The following is an 18,964-nucleotide window of genomic DNA, read 5'->3' as shown; positions in this document are numbered from 1 at the left end:
GGTGATCGTCATCGTTTTAGAAGTAAAGCATCTAGCCATTCATAATAAAACAAAACAAATCGTAAAAGACGTTTCTTTTACAATCGAGCAAGGACAGTGGATGGCGCTCGTTGGAGAAAGCGGAAGCGGTAAAAGTATCACTGCTGCTTCGATAGGAGGACTGCTGCCTTCAGGTGTAACGCTTAAAGAAGGATCTATTATCTTTAAGCAGAAAGGAGAGGCGCCTATCCTTGGAAAAGATATTTCGTATATCTTTCAAGATTATCGAAGCGCCTTTACTCCTTTTTTAACAATTGGAAAGCAGTTTGATGAAACGATTCGTACACATAGTAAGCTTGCTAAAAAAGACAGGACTGCTGCCATTTTTCAGGCTCTAAAAGCTGTGAATTTACCTAATGAACGCGTGTATAAAAGCTATGCTTCTCAGCTGAGCGGAGGACAGCTTCAGCGAGCAGCGATTGCTTTAGCACTGGTGATGAAGCCTGCCTTGATTATTGCAGATGAACCAACCACGGCTTTAGATAGCGTGTCAGCAGCTGAAGTTCTTCAGCTGCTGCATAAGCTGAAAGAAGCAACAGGCTGTGCCATTTTGTTTATTACCCATGATTTGCGTCATGTGCGGAAATATGCAGACCGGGCAGCCATTATGTTAGCAGGAGAGATCGTGGAAGAAAACAGTATCGAATCTCTGTTTCACGCTCCGCATCACTTTTATACAAAAAAACTGTTTAACGCCATTCCTTCTTTACAGAAAACGCCTGATCGATTGTTAGATACGCAGAAAAAAGTGTTGATATAGGAGTGAGATATGAAAGAAAAAAGTATATTACGCGTCACGCAGCTGGTGAAACAGTATAAAGACATTAAAGCGCTAAATAATGTTTCCCTGCATATCGATAAAGGAGAATGTGTAGGAATTGTCGGAGAAAGTGGAAGCGGCAAAAGTACGCTTGTAAAAAGTGTACTAAGGTTAACAGAAATTCAGCAGGGAGAAGTATGGTTTGCCGAGCAGCCTCTTCACCGGTTAAAAGGAAAAAAACTTCAGCAAGCTCGTCTAGGCATGCAAGTTGTATTTCAAAACCCTGCGGCTTCTTTTAATCCAAAAGTAAAAATCATCGATTCTTTGCTCGAGCCTTTGCGGCAGCAGCGAACCGTTCCTTCATTTTTATCTCATGTGAGCGGAAATGAAAAAGAAATCGCTTTTTATTTGTTAGAAAAAGTCGGGATTAGCGCAGAATATGCGTTGAATTATCCTCATGAACTCAGCGGTGGACAGCTTCAGCGTGTAGCGATTGCGCGTGCCATTAGCGTAGGTCCGTCTCTGGTGCTATTAGACGAACCAACAGCGAGTCTTGATGTTACGGTACAGGCAAAAATTTTAAATTTATTAAAAGATTTGCAGGAGACGTTTCAGCTATCTTATTTGTTTATTTCGCATGATTTAGCGGCAGTAAAATTTATGAGCAGTCGCATGATGGTTATGCAGCAAGGCGAGGTTATCGATCAATTTGACCGTGCAAAGCTATTTGATAAAAACAGGCATCCCTACACAAAAAAGCTTGTGCGTTTATTTGAATAGAGAGTGAAGCTCTTCGTTTAATATACTAAACGAAGAGCTTTTTTATAAATGAGAATGAGACAAAATCAGGGACGCGGCGGTGGAGTATGCATATGTATAAAATGATAGCCTGCTTGGCAAAGCATGACAAAACTAATGCTGAGTACAACGAGAGGAATTAGCTTGTTTTTTCCTCGTTCTTCATATAGTCCGGCTGCGCTTAAAAGGAAGCCAATAGCAGCTAAAGGAGGAGAGACGCGAAAGAATAAATCTACAGCGGTAAACGCTTGGTTTGTATATTTATAATAAAAAAATAGACCTGTAATCAATAAAAATAGTCCAATCCAAAACAGCGTAAGTTTTCCAAAAAGGGTTTTAGGCACTGCGATTTCACTCCTTTTGTCAGTCAAGTACCATAAAATACTAGCATAAAACGCTCTAGTTTGCATTAGAGAAAAAGAACGTGAATTATACAATATGTGTAAAAAAACAGGTTTGAAGTAGGAGGAGATGAAGTATTCAAAGCGCTTCATGTAAAAAAATACATATCGTTGGGTCTGTTGGAAGTGGAAAAACAACTCTTGCCCGTTTATTATCCCATGAATTAAAAGTTCCTCACTACGAACTTGATAATATTATGTGGGAACGAACATATGAAGGAGATAAAAGAAGAAGTGAAGCGGATAGAAAAAAGTGTTTACATCATATTGCAGCTTCAAAAGAATGGATTATAGAAGGCGTACACTATACGTGGGTGAATGAAAGTTTTAATGAAGCTGACCTTATTATTTTTCTCGACATCCATTATCTAAAAAGAATAGGGTTTATTATAAAAAGGTATGTTCTGCAAAAAGCTAAAATAGAAAAAGCAAATTATGCACCGACGTTTTCTATTTTCATTAAAATGTTTCAGTGGAATGCGGATTTCGAAAAGCAAAGTAAACCTGAAATTTTGCATACCCTTTGTACGTCATATAACGATAAACTTATAATAGTGAAAAAGAGAGAAGAGATAGAGCACTTTATATCGTAAGAAAACGCCGCTCAGTTGATGAGCGGCGTTTTTTGGTTTTTATTCTATCAACATAGAAGCGCCTTTTTTTTCACAAGCTTTTGCAAGGTTTTTGAGCAGCTGATTAAGAAACTCTTTGTCCATTTTAAGCCACTCTTCTTTTTGCAGCCCTTCTACGATATAGGAAGAAAAAAACCAGACGTCGTTTTTGATGGCAGAGCGATTTGTTTCAGCGATTACGGTTAATGCCTTAATGACAGCAGACATCACGGAAACATCTTCTTTTCCATAATGGCGAATTTGATAGAACGCTTTGTACAAATAATCCCTAAAAGAAGGTTTTTCTAGCATCACTCGAATGCGTCCTGCTTCATCGCAATAATAAGGAGAAGAAGAATAGCTTTTTCCGAGTTTGATAAACACTTGCGTGAGCTGTTCAATGCAGTTAATAGCTGTTTCAGGATCATTAATAGCTGGTGAAATAGCTCTTAATGCAATTTCACTTAGCTTTTGAATACCTAATTTTACGTCTTGAATCGATTCTTGATCATTTGTAATAAACAAGCAATGAAGAAATTTTTCATGTTCTAACGTTTGGTTATGATTGATCACCGTTAACAGCGGCGTGTCTGCTTCTACATACTCACCGGGTGCTTTTTCGAGTTTAACAATGACATTTAGTTTGGATGCTAGTGTTGTTAAATGCTTTAGTTCGATATATTGAATATATCCTTGTTTGATACTTTTAATTTGAATCGTTTTTTTACTCCCAAAATCAAGATGTATTTCATTCTTTGATTCAGGGGTCTTTTGTTGTTCTAGCCGTCTCTCTTCAATAGTGATCATCGTTTTTTTTGCAATGTTTGAAATTAAATTTCCGACTTTAATCCAGTTGATGACGTGGTGAATCAAAAATACAAACATCCCTAAGCAAATGAATGCTACCACGATGGCTAATGAAGGAACAATAAAGGTATTATTGACTTGGTTGCTGCGAACTTGAATGAGCACTACAAGCACGTATACGTATCCACCGATAAAAGTGCCAAGCACGCGCTGAGTTTTGGCATCTGTATTAAAATTTTGAATCGTTCTAGGAGAAAACTGACCTACAAACGTAGTCAGTACCACTAAAACAGAAGAAAAGGTAATCGTCGTCATCGTTAATAAGGAATTTGATACTGAACTCAAAATAGTATGAGCAAGCTCTTTATCTGTTAGAAACACGGAAGGAACTAATTTTAACCATTGTTTATGAGCTGTTAAATATCGATCTAAAAATGTACTAATAGTGGCTAAAACAAAAGCAACAATTCCATATAAAGAAGGAGTGATCCAAAAATTAGCTTTTATTCGGTTTTGCTGTAGCTTTATTGACATAACGAAATCTCCCGTATCATGATTTAATAAGTTCGGCCTTCTTTTAGCATGGAGAAAAAAGTTAGTCATACTTATCCACCTATTATTACCCGCATCTGCATGTGAAAAACTTCTTTAAGAAAAGTTTTATCATTCATTTGTAAGGGGTAGAGATCAAAAAGGAGGGGAGAGCCGTGGCATTTGATTATTCACTTGACTTTGAGCATATCGATTTTAGAAAACATCCTGAAAAGTATAGAGTAGGAAAAGGAGAACAAGGAGTTCTCCTTGTTGAGCCATACAAAAGTGAAATTCTTCCTCATTGGCGTTTTCGAACACCTGAAATTGCTGAGGAATCCGCGGACGCCATTTATCAGCTTTTTTTAACCTACAAAGAAAAAAGCGATTTTGTTGGAATGGACATGGCCCGGAAATTTCTCCAAATGGGATACACGCGATCCAGGCGCTACGCGAACTACAAAGGCGGAAAGAAATACAGCAAAGACGGAGAGCGTAATGAACGGCAAATTGATGAACAAAAAGCAGAATCGGCGGCTATTTTTATGAAAAAATGGAAGGAGGTACGAGAGAATAAAGAGTACTTGACATTTAAAAAAGAGCATCAAAAAAAGTACGGATAATCAGCTGTTATCCGTACTTTTTTCCTTTGTTATTTCGATTCGTTTAATATGGTGATGTTCAATATCAATGACTTTAAATGAAAAACTTTCGTTTGTGATGCTGTCACCTTTAGCAAGATCAAACTTTTCGGTCAGCATCCAGCCGCCAATGGTATCAACGTCTTCTTGTTCAATATTTGTTCCGAGTAAATCGTTTACTTCTTCAATCAACACCTTCGCATCGAGTACGTAGTGATTTTCATTAATTTTGTGTACGTCCGGTATTTCATCATCATCAAATTCATCACGAATTTCACCAACAATTTCTTCTAAAATGTCTTCTACCGTTACAAGCCCTGTTGTTCCTCCGTACTCGTCTATTAAGATGGCCATGTGAATTCTGTCTTTTTGAATTTTAAGCAATAAGTCGTAAATGGCGATGGAATCAATGACTTGAATGATGGGTTTCATATACGTTTGCACGGTACGTGGTTTAATATCATCTTCTTTTATGTAATCCGCTAATATTTCTTTAATATTAACTAATCCCACCACTTGATCTTTGTTTCCATCTACAACTACTGGATAGCGAGTATATTGCTCTACTCTAGCCATTTTTAAGAATTCTTCTATCGTTTCCTCTGCTGATACGCTAACAATTTCCGTACGAGGCACCATGATTTCTTTAGCCGTACGATTATCAAATTCAAAAATATTATTCATGAACTTAAATTCCGATTGATTAATTTCACCGCTCTCATAGCTTTCAGATAAAATAATTCTAAGCTCTTCTTCACTATGAGCTACTTCATTTTCAGAAGCTGGCTTCAGGCCGAATAATCCGACAACGCCTCTTGCTGAGTGGTTTAAAAGCCAAATAAACGGATAAAGTAACTTAGAAAAAAGAATAAGAGGACGGGAAAATAACAGCGTCACTTGTTCGGCTTTTTGAATCGCCACTGTTTTGGGCGCAAGTTCTCCAGCTACCACATTTAAAAATGTGACAATCGAAAAAGCAAGAACAAAAGATATAACATGCGAAAGTGATGTAGCAAAAGGAAGCATGTCAATAAGCGGCTCTAATAAATGACCTACCGTAGGTTCACCTATCCAGCCTAGACCCAGTGCGGTAACCGTAATGCCCAGCTGTGTGGCTGAAAGATAACCATCTAAATTTGATACTACTTTTTTTGCTGCTAAAGCGTTCCGGTTTCCTTCTTCAATTAACTGGTCGATTCTAGTCGACCGTACCCTAATGACGGCAAATTCCGTTGCAACAAAAAAGGCTGTTAATATGATTAATACGATGAATAAAATGACATTTACTGTTTCCAAATTTATCTCCTTACCCCGTTGAAACGGATAAGGGAACACCTCCCTTTTCAAAGTTTGATGAGCTGATTTATATGGTAAATAAAGAATATCATGTATACTGTTCCCTTAATGTCCGTAGAAATAAACTTACCGAAAAGAAAGAGCACTTTTTAATAACCCGCAACATTTTTTGGCAGAAAAAGCGTAAACTAAACACTATAAAATGAATGAAAAGAGATAACGTGATACCTTTAAAAGGATGTAAATAGAAGTAGGAGTCGATTGTTTTTATGGAATTTTTTCTGACGATATTAGTGTTATTGGCTTTGATTGGTCTATCTAATATCATTAATCATTTTGTACCATTTATTCCTGTTCCATTAGTTCAAATAGCTTTGGGAGCAGGGCTTGCTATCTTGCCATTTGGCGGAGATGTACATTTAGAGCCTGAGTTATTTTTTATTTTATTTATTGCCCCGCTATTATTTAATGATGGGAAAAACGTGTCAAGAGCTGCTCTTTGGAAGCTTCGTACACCTATTTTATTACTAGCGCTGGGACTGGTTTTTGTAACCGTGGCAGTAGGGGGATATCTAATCAATTGGCTCATCCCTTCCATTCCGTTACCGGCGGCATTTGCACTAGCCGCTATTTTGTCCCCAACAGATGTAGTGGCTGTTGGAGCTATGGCGAGCCGAGTGAAGCTGCCTAAGCGAATTATGCATTTGCTTGAAGGCGAAGGGCTGATGAATGATGCCTCTGGTCTTGTAGCGTTTCAAGTAGCAGTAGCTGCTACCGTAACGGGCGTCTTTTCGATAGTAGATGCTACATTTCAGTTCCTTTTGGTAGCGCTGGGCGGTTTGTTTGTAGGAACATTTATCGCTTTTCTGATTATCAGACTGCGTGTACTTGTTCGACGTTTAGGAATGGAAGATATTACGATTCATATGTTAATACAAATTCTAACTCCATTTGTTATCTTCTACATTGCTGAACATTTTCATTTATCAGGAATCTTGGCAGTTGTAGCAGGCGGCATTGTGCATGCGATTGAGCGCGACCGAGAGGAATCACCTAACCAGCAGCTTAAAGTAGTATCAAAAAGTACTTGGACGGTTATTTTATATTTGTTAAATGGCTTGGTGTTTGTACTGCTTGGTCTGCAAATACCTAAAGTGGCGAAAGCAATTATTCAAGATCCAAACTTTAATAATGGACAAGTTCTTTTTTATATTTTGATTATTACTGTCTTTTTGCTTGTACTACGATTTATTTGGGTGATGGTGTCATGGTCAGTAGGCTGGTATTACAAAAATAACAAGCATCTAAAACCTGAGCCTCGGTCTATTGGCATTATTACGGTTTCAGGTGTACGAGGAGCTGTTACGTTAGCCGGAGCGTTTTCGATTCCATATACGCTTGATAACGGCAGTGATTTTCCGGAACGCTCTCTGATTATTTTTCTAGCAGCAGGCGTTATATTGTTAACCTTAGTTGCGGCAAGTATTCTTTTACCTGTTATTGCGAAAACAGAAAAGGCGCCGAAGAAGCCTGAGCGCAATACAAAAGAAGTTAAAGCACGCATTAAAGTGCACAAAGCTGCTATTCAACGGTTAAAAAGAGAAATGACCGAGGAAAATCGTGGAGCAGCCCTTTCGTTAATTTCAACGTATAATACAACAATTAATAACATCATCGTTAAAACTCATCCTTTAGAAGCCTCTGAAAACAAACAGTATGAAGAAGAAATTCGATTGCTGGCTCTTCAGGCCAAGGGGAAATTGGTGGAAAAGCTATTAAAAGAGGAAAAAATAGACCGTGAGACAGCGTATATTTGTTTGGAACATACACACAAGCTTGAAATGGCTGTAACCAATCGTGTAAGGTACAAATTATTGGTGAGCTGGATGAGGTTTAAAAAAGTTTTATTATTACTAGTCCGAATTTTTTCACCGAATAAGCAGGTGTTAAGAAAACAAAGCTTGCGAAGAAGAAGCAAAGTGAACAAAGTACGTATTCAAATGATTGAAGAAGCGATAAAGGTCATTAAAGAAAATATGAACGAAGAAAATCGAATGATTTCACTTGCTATTATTAGTGAATACCATAGATCCATGGCAAGACTTAGAAAAGAGAGTACGGAGTACAATTCACGCAAACGTAAAAAAGCAACGAGAGATTTATGTTATAAAGCGTTTCATACTGAGCGGGAAACGGTGCAAGAACTTTATGAAAAAGGAGAAATTACGCGTGAAATCGCTCATAATATCCGAAAAGATATCGCTTTGCGTGAAGCATTAACAATTGAAGAAAATGGTTATTAAAAAGTCGCAGGGACTGATCTCTGCGACTTTTTCAGGAATGTTTTTCCAGTAATCTTCATTCTATTGCTTTTCAAAAAGATAAAGTTTTCCGTTAACAGCAATATCAAACCGAGGCCCTTTAAAACCGCGTTTTATAAGTTCTTTACGCATAAACTTCATAATGCCTCCGTGGCTGACAATCAGCAAATCGTCTTCTGACTCGGAAATGGCGCGATCTAGCACTGCTGCTACTTTTCTCTTAGTCTCGGCCATATCTTTACGAGCTTGTTTGTTGATAAGTCCGGATATGCGAAACAGTAAGGCCCAGAGGATAAAAGGAAGTTTAAATTTTAATGGAATAATAGGCATAGGTATTTCTCTAAGTTCCGGAAGAAGAGTGATCTCTTGTTTATAAATATGCTTTGCCGTTTTGTGTGCTCGCGGCATATCGCTTGAAAAACAGCGTTTCCATTCGATATTATTCAAATCAGTCTCTCCATACGTAATATCTGATTCATCATATTCCTGAAACCAAGCCACTAGTTCATTGGTGGATAAGCGGTGGTTTTCTGGAAGCCCTTTGTTTACTTTGTAATGACGTACTAATGCTACTTTCATTGTATGATCTCCTTAAAAGCTAAGCGCCAAAAACATATACTGGGCGCAGCTTGATTTTCTTACTGAACGTTATTTTCATCATGCTGCACCTCCTTTCAAATATTTGTAAAAACAGTATAAAATGGATTGAGAAAATTGTAAATATAGTAAAAAAGAGTTTACATAAAATAATTGGAAAATGAAACCTTTTTACAACTTAAAACGTATTACTTATAGATAATTCAAACAAATTGAAATACATATAAAAGGGTGGATTACAATGATGGATACAGAGAGAAAAGTGAACATCAGAGAAGAGTTTGGAACTTTATTTGCACAAGGGGATTTTAAGGAGCTTTATGATTGTGTAAGCGAAGAATTTAAACGTCAAGTTTCGCTTCAGCAATTTTTGGAGCAGAGCAAATTGTTTAATCAAGGAGAACAGTTCTACAGACTAGAAACAAATCTCTATTTAACTCCTCACATTGAGCAGTTTATTTGGTTAAATTCCATGCAGACAAAAGCCATCAGCGTTATGTTTGATGAACATAACATTATACAAGCACTTGTGATTGCTCCTATAGAATCATTTTCAGAGAGAGAGCGATGGAGTACAAACAAATATACGATGCCGATTCAAAGTGAATGGTTTGTCTATTGGGGAGGAAAGCATGAGGTGTTGAACTATCACCATCCAGTCGAAAACGAAAGGTATGCGTATGATTTAGTCGTGCGAAAAGGAAAGCAAAGCTATAAAAATGATGGAATGAAAAACGAAGATTACTATGCCTATGGAAAAAAAGTTGTAGCTCCGCTAAAAGGAGTCGTCGTTTCAGCAGTTGATGGACAAGAAGATAATGAAATTGGGCACACGAATAAAAAAAGTCCTTTTGGAAATCACGTTATCATTGAGCATGAAGGAAAAGAATACAGTGTGATTGCACATTTGAAGAAAGGGTCGGTTTCTGTGAAAAATGGAGACGTGGTTCGTAAAGGAACGCTGCTCGGAAGGTGTGGAAATTCCGGGAATTCGTCAGAGCCACACATTCATTTTCACGTCATGGATGCTTCTGACATCGAAACTTCAAAAAGTTTGCGAATTCAGTTTCATACGGCTGTTGAACCGATTCGCGGAGATACGGTTATTCCATTTTTCTATTGATTAAAAAGCCATAGCGTTTGCTGTGGCTTTTTATGCAGGGCTTTCCTCAAATATAAAGTCAAGCAGCCGTTGAAACAAGTAAAGGATAATGGCTACGGTTGTCATGACAAGGAAAAGCCCAAAATGACTGATATCATACAGATTATAAAGCCCAATTTTAGCGAGAAAAGGAACAATAACATAACCATGAATCAAATCCAAAATAATGTTAACAATTATGTACAAGATAAACCCGGGATATGTAAGGTAAAAGACAAAGATCGTAATCACAATATGAAGGCAATAAATCGTTGCTCCCATGCTAGTAAGAAAAAATACGTTTTCTTGAACCGTCCACCAGTGCATTTTTTCCGCTACTTGATAGGCGATTGTCATCATTAATGCAGCAAATAACCCTACAGTAAAAAATCGTTTAACACGCTGTTTATCAAGCAGCAGCAGTAGAAACCATGGAATAACAAGAATCCCCCATAATATAATTTGATTCATTCATCTTCCCACCTTTTATTTATCAGTAGTTCTTAGTGTAAGAAAGAATTGTAAAAATATACATTTTATAAAGGAAACGTTTACAATGAGGTTTCTTATCTATATACTAATTCTTGAATACTTGTATACAAGTTGGCTAAGGAAGTGATGACACATTAAAAAGGTAACCTACCCGGAAAGATGGCTTCGCGGAGCCTCGCTGGGAGAACAAGTTGTAAGCAAATTAAGAATTCAAATTATGAGCGGCGAACTGAAGAAAGGAACCATACTATCAGAAAATCAGCTATCGGCAGAGTTTGGAATGAGCCGATCTCCTATAAGAGAAGCGCTGCGAATCCTTTCAAACGAAGGGCTCATCGACTTACAGCGAATGGGAGCAGTAGTTATTGGTTTAACAGCTAGAGATTTATACGAGCTGTACGATGTTCGTTTGCTTTTAGAACATTTTGTCTTAGAACGTTTATCTGAAGTCAATCATGATTCGCTTATTAAGAAGCTGGAGCAAAGCATTGATCAAATGAACATGGCAGCTAAATACGATGACTATGTAGAATTTGCTTATCAAGATTTGCGGTTTCATGAGCTCGTGATTATCGAAGCAGATCACAAGCGGATATTAAAATTGTGGGAAAGCATTCGTGAAATCATTTTAGCGGCTCTTTTAATTACTACTGAAAAAAGATTTCGAGATGACAAAAAAGCCGTGATGCCGCTGATTGAACAGCATCATGAAATGATTAAGGCATTAAAGTCTCAAAATATAGAACGTATTCAAGATGAAGTGAAGCGTCACTTTGAAGACACGCGAAATACGATAACAGCTTCACCTTTGAATGAAGCATAAAAAAGGGATAAAAGCTCCAAATGATTTTGGAGATTTTTATCTTCAACTTGTCGACAAGTATACAAAGGGGATGGAGAAATGAAAGCAGGTGTCTACGTTTCAGAAACAAAAGCCGTTATGCAGCAAAAAGCGAAACCGGTCATAAAAGAAGGAGAAGCGCTTGTAAAGGTATCTCATGCTGGAATTTGCGGAACGGATATGATGATTTATTTTGGAAAACACCCTAGAGCACAAGCGCCACTTATTATGGGACATGAATTCAGCGGAGTTATAGAGGAGATCCAAGGGGAAACGGAATTTTCTTTAGGTGACCGTGTAGCAGTTGAGCCTACGCTTAGCTGCGGAACTTGCGAAGCCTGTGTAAGAGGGCAGTTTCACGTTTGTAAGAAGTTAAAATTAATTGGGATTGATCAAGATGGAGGGTTCGCGCAGTACGCAGCTGTTCCAGTGAGCCGTCTTCACCTATTGCCAGAGAATCTGTCCAGCGCACACGCAGCTCTTGCAGAACCCGTAGCCGTTGCCGTACATACAGTGCGACGCTCGCGGTTGAAAGTAGGAGACCAAGCTGTCATTTTAGGAGCAGGACCTATTGGACTGCTGATCGGGATGATTGCGAAACGAGCAGGAGCAAAAAAAGTAATGATCTCAGATATTAGTTCTTACCGCTTAACTAAAGCAAAAGAACTTGGCTTTATACCAATTGATGCAATGAAAAAAGACGTCGTAAAAGAAGTGCGTTTGCTTACGAATGACGTCGGTGCAGACGTTGTATTTGAAGTAGCTGGAAATCAAATTACAGCAAAACAAATGGTTGAAACAAGCCGTATTCAGGGAGAGATTGTGGTGGTGAGCGTATACAAAAAAGCTCCAGAAGTAGATTTAGCAGTGATGCACTTTAAAGAAATTTCATTAACTACAACGAGATGTTATACAAAGGAAGATTTTCAGACGGCTATTGATTTACTGGCAAGCGGTGAAATAGCAGCAGATTCTTTAATTTCTCATAAGCTGCCGCTTGAAGATATTCAAGCGGGGTTTGAGTTTATGCAGCGGCCTGATGAATCACTTAAGGTTTTATTTGTACCAAACGGAGAGGAGAATGAACAATGACAGTAGATTTATTTTCTTTAGATGGTAAAGTAGCAGCGATTACGGGGGCAACAAGAGGAATTGGAAGGTCAATGGCGATTGCTTTGGCAGAAGCAGGTTCGGATATCGCTCTGCTGCAGCGATCAAAGGAGTTTCTTGGAGTAAAAGAAGAAATTGAACGTCTCGGAAGAAAATGTTTTATTGTTAATTGTGATCTAGAAAATGCTTCTGAAGTAAGCGAAGCGATCTCATCGGTTGTTGCTTATTTTGGCAAGCTCGATATTTTAGTGAACAATGCTGGCATTCAAAGACGTTCACCCGCTGTAGACTTTGCAGAAGAAGATTGGGATGCTGTTATGAATGTTAATTTAAAAACCGTATGGTTGTTATGTCAGCAGGCGGGCCGACAAATGCTTAAACAAGGAAGCGGAAAAATCATTAATATGGCATCTTTGCTTTCTTATCAAGGAGGTATTACCGTTCCGGCCTATGCTGCAGCAAAAGGCGGAGTTGCTCAGCTTACAAAGGCTTTATCTAATGAATGGGCAGCAAAAGGCGTAAATGTTAATGGAATTGTACCAGGGTATATTGCTACTGATATGAATGAAGCGCTTATTAACGATGAAACGCGCAGCAGACAAATCATTGAACGTATTCCCGCAGGCAGATGGGGGCAAGCAAATGATTTTAAAGGAGCGGTTGTCTTTTTAGCATCTGATGCATCTGCTTATATTCATGGGCACTTACTTGCCGTAGATGGAGGCTGGCTAGGAAGATAACGCATGAATGAACGAATTTTTTCATATCATGAACAAACTTAATTAAAAGGAGCGTTCTTGGTATGAAAAGGTGGATGTTAAATGTGGGTATTGCTGTCACAGTGCTTATAACTGCTTGGACGGTGTATACAAAGCCTGAAGAGAAAGAAGTTTCGCTATTTTCTTACGATCAGCCTTCTATAGTTGTTCAAAAAGAAAGCACAGACTTTGAAAAAGCGTTAAAAGCTTTTTTGACGCAGCATGGCTTTCAAGAAGTTAGGGTGCTGAACAACTATGCGGAAGCTCAAGTTCTGGTTCTTCTGCCCCGCGAACACCTTTCTTCCCATAAGAAAAGAGAAATTCAGCAGATGGTAAATCAACTTGCCAAACAGTATCACGTTAATCCTAATGTAGTTAATGTTCAGTTATATGAAAAAAAGTAAAAAGCCTTTTATCAAGGGAAATCCCCCTCGATAAAAGGCTTTTATTACTCTTTTTTCTTCTCTTGTTCAGCGAGCTCTTCTTGTCTTTTAAAATGTGATTTTCCTAACGCATACACAAAACTAAAAAACAAAGGAAGTAAAATAGTCAGCAGCAAAAGGCGGGTAAGCATATCGCCCAAATCATTTCTCGTTAAGTAAATATTAATAGCTGCAATGACAATATAAATAAAAATACCGAGGTTTCGTAAAAATCTCTTTAGCATAGATACATTCATTTTTTTCACCTTACTTTTATATACTCACATTTAAGGTAAAGGAAACGATTCATAAAAGCAACCTATTTACTACAAAGCAAGAAGGAATATAGGAATTTATAATGAATATTTATAGGTTGCCTGAAAATCATGGGAATAAAAATCCTAACATGCAACCGTTTTATAAAGCTGCCCGCTCCGAGTACACTGAGTGCACCGAGTCAGCTATAAACAGCTGCCTTCTCTTCAATCAGCTTTATTTCTTAAAAAGGTAAGGTGATGAGATGAAAAGAGTACTGGTAATGGGCGTTTCTCCAGGAGTAGGAAAGTCTACATTTGCCAAGAAATTAGGGGAAAAGCTTGATCTAGAAGTATATCATTTAGACAGTCTGTATTGGCAGCCTGGCTGGACGGAAAGAGACAATGATAGCTTTAGAGAATTGCAGGAGCACATTGTAAAAAAAGACAGCTGGATTATCGACGGAAACTACAGCAATTCGTATGACCTGCGAGTGAAGCGTGCAGATACCATTATTTATTTAGAGCTGCCGCTAATCGTTTGTGTGTACCGAGTAATAAAGCGGAGAATCGTATATGCAAGAAAAACGCGTGAAGATATGGCAAAAGGATGTCCTGAAAAAGTAGATTGGTCATTTTTTACGTTTATTCTTACTACGTATCGAGAGCGGCAAAAAAAGATGAGAAACCGGTTTAAAAAGCTTAAAAATGATGAGGATTGCAAGGTTTTTATGCTGATGAACAGAAAGGACATCGAGAACTATATACAAAACCTATAGGGGGAGTATGAGGTGAATTTTGAACAAAAATAGCCACGTAACAAGTTCGCTTGTTACGTGGCTTTATTAAAAAAACAATCATTCTTGCGTAATCTTCAACATTCCTTTTTCGTCGAGCGCAACCGTTAGAGAATGATTGACCTTTGCCATTAATGGATGAACTTCAGAGTCTCGGTTCGAAAAAAACCACCGCCTTTTAGGCGTACCTACAAGAAAAAACGCACTGCCGCTTCCTAAAAAATTAAAGGTCTCGTTTAATAGCCTGTTGTTGCGCACGGTGATACCGGAGTTAATAAGCTGTGTCCCTACAGAGTGGACATGAGGAGTTGTCAAGTTGATTTCTCCTATGCTTAAAAGCGACTTAGAAGAAAAGGGGTCCTTGGATGACGGGCAGTCCGAATGTCTTGAAATGTATTCAACAATATTATGAGCAGGGTCTTCAAAATAAAAGGAATGAGCATCAAATGCTTCAAAATAAATCTCATCTTTCTTCTCTTCTGTATTGAGGAAGACTATCTGAGTAGCCCATTGCTTTGCTTCCATAAAGCGGTTTGCTGGAATATTAAAAGCAAAATGGTAAAAGGGCTTCGTATGTAGAGAACTTTCTTTAAAGGTTAGCTCACTTTCACCAACCTTGATGGAAAAAGAACGCGGTGAAGCGGCGGTTAATGGAAAATCGAGAGAATTTACATAAAAATCCTTCATTGTGTCCAATAAGTGGGTGTACAGGACAGCTTGATTAATAATCATAAACCATTCCTCCTCGTTTAAGCGTTGTCTAAAATGGTATTACACAAATCTTTCGCTCTCTTTTTGATTACTTCTTTTCCAGCGAAGCTGAAAAGAGCCTTTATGCTCGGAGCCTACAAAATTAATACGATATCTTCTCGTTTTTTCAGGTGTTAAATAAAGAGAGTTATTAGTCATTTCAAAAAATCGTGTCTGTTTTGGATCTTCTACGTACAGGGACAGGTCTCCGCTTTTGGTGTTTTTAGATAGCGTAAAAGCGTAGGTTACGCCTTTTTTGAGTTTAATGCTCCGGGAGTAGCGGCCCGTAAAGCTGTCGTATTCTCCAAAGAAAACCTCACTTCGTTCCTTTTTTATTTTGCCTCCTAAAATTTGATTTTCCTGACCGTTAAAGTTAATAAGTAAAAAAGCGATAAGAACAATAAGAAAACTATATTTAAACATAAAAACCTCCATCTACTAAATTATAGATAGTTTTGGATTTCGTCAAATAGTGTTATAGTTCGAAAGGGGAAAATTAACAAAAATGAATTATCTTTTTGCATGTTACGTCTAACAGAAAGGAGAAAAGAATTGACTCAGCGTTTTTATCTTTTAGCAGCAAGTCAAGTAACCGCAAATGTAGGTTTTGTTCTTTATACAATGGCCGTCACTTATGAGAATCATCAGGCTAACGTATCTTATGGAGCATGATATAAAAGAGCTGTTAATAGAAAGCCAGGAGGAAGGCTTTTTCTTTCTTACCAAGCTAGTAGCGGAGTATAAAAACGGGCAAAACGTATTTAACAAAACAGGCGAAAGATTGTGGGGAGTTTACGGTGAACAAAACAAATTAATTGGCGTAGCCGGCCTTAATCAAAATCCTTACAGCCAGTATGTTAACGCTGGAAGAGTAAGGAGGTTTTATGTTTCAGCTCAGTTTCGCAGAAAGGGTATAGGCAAACGACTTTTAAAAGAAATTATTCACTATGCAGAGAATTATTACGACAGTCTCGTTCTCTATACAGACACGGACGAAGCGAAGTTATTTTATGAACGAAACGGTTTTAAACGCGTATACAATCAGCATAAAATCACTCATGAATATAAACTGAAAAATGTTCATTAATCAGCCTAACGGCGTTTAATTCAATTAGGGCATTAAAATAGTATACTAATAACGCTCAGAAAAAATCTGAGCGTTATTAATTACCATGCATCAACTGAACCCGTTACTCTTTTTAGTTTGCTTTTTTAAGTTTAAGAGCTGTTTTAGGAACAGGGCTTTTTTTGACAATATACAAACCGCTAAAAATAATAAGTCCTCCAAGAAGCTGCATAGCATTGATGGTCTCTCCAATAGCTACAGCAGCAAAAACAACGGCGAACAAAGGAATAACATACATGTAAACCATTACTTTTGTAGAGCCAATTTTTCCAATTCCTACATACCACATCACCAGCCCGTACACCGTCACGAACAAAACAGAGTATGCCAGAGAACTCCAGCTGCCTATATCTGTTGGCCAGATAAGCGTTTGATAGGTGAAAAGACAGTAGACAGTAAGCGGAATAGCTCCGATTAAAGCAGACCAGGCAGTCACGCGCAAAGCAGAATATTTTACGACTAAAGGTTTTGCTAAAATCGGGTACCAGCCCCAAGAAATGGCTGCCACAATCCCCATGATGTTTCCGAACCATGCAAGCTGCGACAGTGCATGACTAGAGTGACCAAACAGCAGTACAAACGCAGCCCCGAAAAAAGCAAGCACAGAGCCTAGCTGTGTTTTTAACGAAAAAGCTTCATGCTTATATAATATAGCTAAGATTCCTGTAAAAATAGGAGACATCGAAATAAGTAAAGAAGCATTTGTAGCTGTTGTATACTTAACAGATACCATAAACAGCGTTTGATAGAGCGTAACGCCTACTATGCTGACCGCTATTAAACGTCCCCAGTCTTTTTTTTCGATACGAATGCCTCGCTCTATTATTCCTGTAATAAGTAAAAGAATAGGAGCAACCATTATAAAACGCAGTGCGCTAAATTGAATGGAAGACATATGAGCAACTCCAAATTTTCCGATTGTATAATTGGCTCCCCAAATTAACGCAACGGATAATAATATCCATTCCAGCCAGCCTTTTTTCATGTAATCACCTCGAATAAGTATAGAAACTAAATAAGTGCGAATATCCTTAGTTACAAAGTATACAGGAAGAAATTATGTAAAAGGCCAGCCAATTTAGCTATTTTTATCTCATCCACTTGTTTTTAATACAAACAAAAAAGCAGCTGCATTAGCTGCGTTCATGACTGTTATCCACATTGTTCTATCTCATCTAATCGCACAAGTTCGACTTTAAAAGCATGATCAATCGGTCGGATTTCACAGTATCCTGAATCATATACGTGAATCAGTACAAAGCGTTTTCCTTTATATAATACTTCTTTGTAGGCTGTCACGAGATACACCCTTTCTTTTCATAGGTTTGTTTTTCATTCTATGAACAAAAAACGGCGTAATTGCCTAATATAAAAAGAATTTTTAAGGTGGATAAAATTGCTTGGCAAAACGAGTTCGCTTATACTGTACTGTGATTCTATTTGCGTATAAGTTCTAATTACTAGAACAGCTTTAGCATATGGACAACGAAACAAAACAGCAGTACATAAGGAGCAGCATATGGATATTAACTATTTATATACATTCAAAGAAGTAGCGAAGTGGGGGAGCTATACACGAACGGGCGAGGAGTTAGGGTATGCTCAGTCAAGCGTTACCACTCATATAAAAAAATTAGAGGATCATTACGGTCAAAAACTATTTGAACGAACTGGACAAAAAATGAAGCTGACTCAGCCTGGTGAAGAATTGCTTTATTATGTGAATCAAGTAACCGAGTTATTAAATGAAGCAAAAGAGCGCCTTACTACGAACGAAGATGCTAGAGGAACCGTTTCAATAGGAACCGTGGAGTCGCTGGCCGCCTATTTTATTACACCGTATATTCGTGAATTAAAAAAGCAGCACCCTTCTCTAAAGATTATGCTAGAAGCGGGTTTATGTCCAAATTTAACACAAGGAATTATTGACGGAAAGTATGATGTAGCCGTTTTGCTTGATCGCCTTCAAACATCTTCAAGTTTAGAAGTGATTCCTATTCGAAAAGAAAACATGGTTATGATTGCTTCGTCTTCTCATTCTTTTAGTAAAAGAAACAGCGTTCTAATGGAAGAGTTTGAGGGAGAGACCATCATTTTAACTGAGAGCGGCTGCCCTTATCGCACGCTTTTAGAAGAGATGATGCGCAGCAGCGGTATTCATATGCAATCGGTCATCTCGTTTAGCAGTCTTGAAGCGATTAAACAGTGCGTAGCGGATAATTTAGGTATTGCTCTTGTACCGGAAATAGCGGTAAAACAAGAGATGGAAAGCGGAAAACTGATTAAAATCCCGTTTGACCACGAAGAGTTTTATCTTTATTCACAGCTCATATTCAAAAAGAAAAAGTGGCTGACGGCACCCATTCAACAATTTATTTCACTTGTTCAAGAAGGTTATCAAAAATATTGATAATAGATATAGATAATCTTCAATAATGATGAAGTTGTTTTCGTGCTACACTTTTTATAAA

23 protein-coding genes are annotated in these 18,964 nt (G+C 38.0%); 13 read left to right on the top strand and 10 right to left on the bottom strand.

Translation table 11 applies throughout. The features are described 5' to 3' along the window. Nucleotide 1: 1 nt before the first annotated feature. Both JNUCC25_RS14265 and JNUCC25_RS14260 read left to right on the top strand, forming a co-directional pair. Nucleotides 2–799, top strand: a complete 798-nt coding sequence (locus JNUCC25_RS14265) for an ABC transporter ATP-binding protein (protein ID WP_029322423.1) — start codon at nucleotides 2–4, stop codon at nucleotides 797–799. Between the two features lie 9 nt (nucleotides 800–808). Then, on the top strand, nucleotides 809–1,579 hold the full coding sequence (locus JNUCC25_RS14260; RefSeq protein WP_029322421.1) for an ABC transporter ATP-binding protein: 771 nt from the start codon (nucleotides 809–811) through the stop codon (nucleotides 1,577–1,579). A 65-nt stretch (nucleotides 1,580–1,644) separates the two neighbouring features. Here the strand turns inward: JNUCC25_RS14260 and JNUCC25_RS14255 are convergent, their stop codons facing one another. Further along, a complete protein-coding gene (locus tag JNUCC25_RS14255; protein WP_029322419.1) occupies nucleotides 1,645–1,941 on the bottom strand; it encodes a hypothetical protein in 297 nt (98 codons plus the stop codon). Between the two features lie 254 nt (nucleotides 1,942–2,195). On the opposite strand from JNUCC25_RS14255, the gene JNUCC25_RS14250 reads away from it, so the two are divergent. Beyond that, complete coding sequence (locus JNUCC25_RS14250) at nucleotides 2,196–2,591, top strand: P-loop NTPase family protein (protein WP_317175648.1); 396 nt, start codon at nucleotides 2,196–2,198, stop codon at nucleotides 2,589–2,591. A gap of 39 nt (nucleotides 2,592–2,630) precedes the next feature. Here JNUCC25_RS14250 and JNUCC25_RS14245 read toward each other — a convergent pair whose 3' ends face one another. After that, on the bottom strand, nucleotides 2,631–3,950 hold the full coding sequence (locus tag JNUCC25_RS14245) for a DUF2254 domain-containing protein (RefSeq protein ID WP_317175647.1): 1,320 nt from the start codon (nucleotides 3,948–3,950) through the stop codon (nucleotides 2,631–2,633). 173 nt (nucleotides 3,951–4,123) lie between these two features. Here JNUCC25_RS14245 and JNUCC25_RS14240 point away from each other — a divergent pair, with 173 nt between their 5' ends. Beyond that, complete coding sequence (locus tag JNUCC25_RS14240; protein ID WP_013057523.1) at nucleotides 4,124–4,570, top strand: DUF4385 domain-containing protein; 447 nt, start codon at nucleotides 4,124–4,126, stop codon at nucleotides 4,568–4,570. Here the strand turns inward: JNUCC25_RS14240 and JNUCC25_RS14235 are convergent, their stop codons facing one another. Further along, on the bottom strand, nucleotides 4,571–5,884 hold the full coding sequence (locus tag JNUCC25_RS14235; RefSeq protein WP_013057522.1) for a hemolysin family protein: 1,314 nt from the start codon (nucleotides 5,882–5,884) through the stop codon (nucleotides 4,571–4,573). It abuts the gene before it with no gap. 269 nt (nucleotides 5,885–6,153) lie between these two features. On the opposite strand from JNUCC25_RS14235, the gene JNUCC25_RS14230 reads away from it, so the two are divergent. Next, on the top strand, nucleotides 6,154–8,187 hold the full coding sequence (locus tag JNUCC25_RS14230; protein ID WP_064471798.1) for a Na+/H+ antiporter: 2,034 nt from the start codon (nucleotides 6,154–6,156) through the stop codon (nucleotides 8,185–8,187). Nucleotides 8,188–8,247: 60 nt separating this feature from the next. On the opposite strand, the gene JNUCC25_RS14225 is transcribed toward JNUCC25_RS14230, so the two are convergent. Next, nucleotides 8,248–8,784 (bottom strand): histidine phosphatase family protein, encoded by a 537-nt coding sequence (locus tag JNUCC25_RS14225; RefSeq protein ID WP_013057520.1) that lies wholly within the window; start codon nucleotides 8,782–8,784, stop codon nucleotides 8,248–8,250. A 259-nt stretch (nucleotides 8,785–9,043) separates the two neighbouring features. On the opposite strand from JNUCC25_RS14225, the gene JNUCC25_RS14220 reads away from it, so the two are divergent. Further along, nucleotides 9,044–9,925 carry a M23 family metallopeptidase gene (locus JNUCC25_RS14220; RefSeq protein ID WP_029322411.1) on the top strand — a complete coding sequence of 294 codons (882 nt, stop codon included), beginning with the start codon at nucleotides 9,044–9,046 and terminating at the stop codon, nucleotides 9,923–9,925. Nucleotides 9,926–9,955: 30 nt separating this feature from the next. On the opposite strand, the gene JNUCC25_RS14215 is transcribed toward JNUCC25_RS14220, so the two are convergent. Next, nucleotides 9,956–10,414 (bottom strand): hypothetical protein, encoded by a 459-nt coding sequence (locus tag JNUCC25_RS14215; protein ID WP_013057518.1) that lies wholly within the window; start codon nucleotides 10,412–10,414, stop codon nucleotides 9,956–9,958. Between the two features lie 199 nt (nucleotides 10,415–10,613). On the opposite strand from JNUCC25_RS14215, the gene JNUCC25_RS14210 reads away from it, so the two are divergent. The 4 genes from JNUCC25_RS14210 to JNUCC25_RS14195 all read left to right on the top strand — a co-directional run bounded on the left by JNUCC25_RS14210 (nucleotide 10,614) and on the right by JNUCC25_RS14195 (nucleotide 13,548). Further along, nucleotides 10,614–11,258, top strand: a complete 645-nt coding sequence (locus JNUCC25_RS14210; RefSeq protein ID WP_454223283.1) for a GntR family transcriptional regulator — start codon at nucleotides 10,614–10,616, stop codon at nucleotides 11,256–11,258. A gap of 78 nt (nucleotides 11,259–11,336) precedes the next feature. After that, nucleotides 11,337–12,368: a zinc-dependent alcohol dehydrogenase gene (locus tag JNUCC25_RS14205; RefSeq protein WP_064471797.1), complete on the top strand. Its 1,032-nt coding sequence runs from the start codon at nucleotides 11,337–11,339 to the stop codon at nucleotides 12,366–12,368. Further along, nucleotides 12,365–13,126 carry a glucose 1-dehydrogenase gene (locus JNUCC25_RS14200; protein WP_013057515.1) on the top strand — a complete coding sequence of 254 codons (762 nt, stop codon included), beginning with the start codon at nucleotides 12,365–12,367 and terminating at the stop codon, nucleotides 13,124–13,126. The genes JNUCC25_RS14205 and JNUCC25_RS14200 overlap by 4 nt, the downstream gene beginning before the upstream one ends. Before the next feature lie 62 nt (nucleotides 13,127–13,188). Next, nucleotides 13,189–13,548, top strand: coding sequence for a hypothetical protein (locus JNUCC25_RS14195; RefSeq protein WP_029322406.1), 360 nt, complete (start codon nucleotides 13,189–13,191; stop codon nucleotides 13,546–13,548). Nucleotides 13,549–13,592: 44 nt separating this feature from the next. Here JNUCC25_RS14195 and JNUCC25_RS14190 read toward each other — a convergent pair whose 3' ends face one another. Continuing rightward, a complete protein-coding gene (locus JNUCC25_RS14190) occupies nucleotides 13,593–13,823 on the bottom strand; it encodes a hypothetical protein (protein WP_454222018.1) in 231 nt (76 codons plus the stop codon). A gap of 263 nt (nucleotides 13,824–14,086) precedes the next feature. Here JNUCC25_RS14190 and JNUCC25_RS14185 point away from each other — a divergent pair, with 263 nt between their 5' ends. After that, nucleotides 14,087–14,599 carry a P-loop NTPase family protein gene (locus JNUCC25_RS14185; protein ID WP_029322402.1) on the top strand — a complete coding sequence of 171 codons (513 nt, stop codon included), beginning with the start codon at nucleotides 14,087–14,089 and terminating at the stop codon, nucleotides 14,597–14,599. A 78-nt stretch (nucleotides 14,600–14,677) separates the two neighbouring features. Here the strand turns inward: JNUCC25_RS14185 and JNUCC25_RS14180 are convergent, their stop codons facing one another. Both JNUCC25_RS14180 and JNUCC25_RS14175 read right to left on the bottom strand, forming a co-directional pair. Further along, nucleotides 14,678–15,349 carry a glyoxalase gene (locus tag JNUCC25_RS14180; RefSeq protein WP_029322399.1) on the bottom strand — a complete coding sequence of 224 codons (672 nt, stop codon included), beginning with the start codon at nucleotides 15,347–15,349 and terminating at the stop codon, nucleotides 14,678–14,680. A 39-nt stretch (nucleotides 15,350–15,388) separates the two neighbouring features. After that, entirely contained in the window at nucleotides 15,389–15,790 is a 402-nt protein-coding gene (locus JNUCC25_RS14175) for a hypothetical protein (RefSeq protein ID WP_029322397.1), read from the bottom strand. Nucleotides 15,791–16,028: 238 nt separating this feature from the next. Here JNUCC25_RS14175 and JNUCC25_RS14170 point away from each other — a divergent pair, with 238 nt between their 5' ends. Further along, nucleotides 16,029–16,454, top strand: coding sequence for a GNAT family N-acetyltransferase (locus tag JNUCC25_RS14170; protein WP_240524271.1), 426 nt, complete (start codon nucleotides 16,029–16,031; stop codon nucleotides 16,452–16,454). A gap of 112 nt (nucleotides 16,455–16,566) precedes the next feature. Here the strand turns inward: JNUCC25_RS14170 and JNUCC25_RS14165 are convergent, their stop codons facing one another. Together JNUCC25_RS14165 and JNUCC25_RS14160 are read right to left on the bottom strand one after the other, a co-directional pair. Further along, nucleotides 16,567–17,478, bottom strand: coding sequence for a DMT family transporter (locus JNUCC25_RS14165; RefSeq protein WP_029322393.1), 912 nt, complete (start codon nucleotides 17,476–17,478; stop codon nucleotides 16,567–16,569). 167 nt (nucleotides 17,479–17,645) lie between these two features. Next, nucleotides 17,646–17,792 (bottom strand): hypothetical protein, encoded by a 147-nt coding sequence (locus tag JNUCC25_RS14160; RefSeq protein ID WP_013057506.1) that lies wholly within the window; start codon nucleotides 17,790–17,792, stop codon nucleotides 17,646–17,648. A gap of 220 nt (nucleotides 17,793–18,012) precedes the next feature. Between JNUCC25_RS14160 and JNUCC25_RS14155 the strand changes: the two genes are divergently transcribed. Next, nucleotides 18,013–18,903 carry a LysR family transcriptional regulator gene (locus JNUCC25_RS14155; RefSeq protein WP_029322391.1) on the top strand — a complete coding sequence of 297 codons (891 nt, stop codon included), beginning with the start codon at nucleotides 18,013–18,015 and terminating at the stop codon, nucleotides 18,901–18,903. Nucleotides 18,904–18,964 lie beyond the last annotated feature (61 nt).

Source organism: Priestia sp. JNUCC 25, assembly GCF_053667915.1.
The sequence above is the reverse complement of the archived record's forward strand: the minus strand, read 5'-3'. Positions and strand labels throughout refer to the sequence as shown.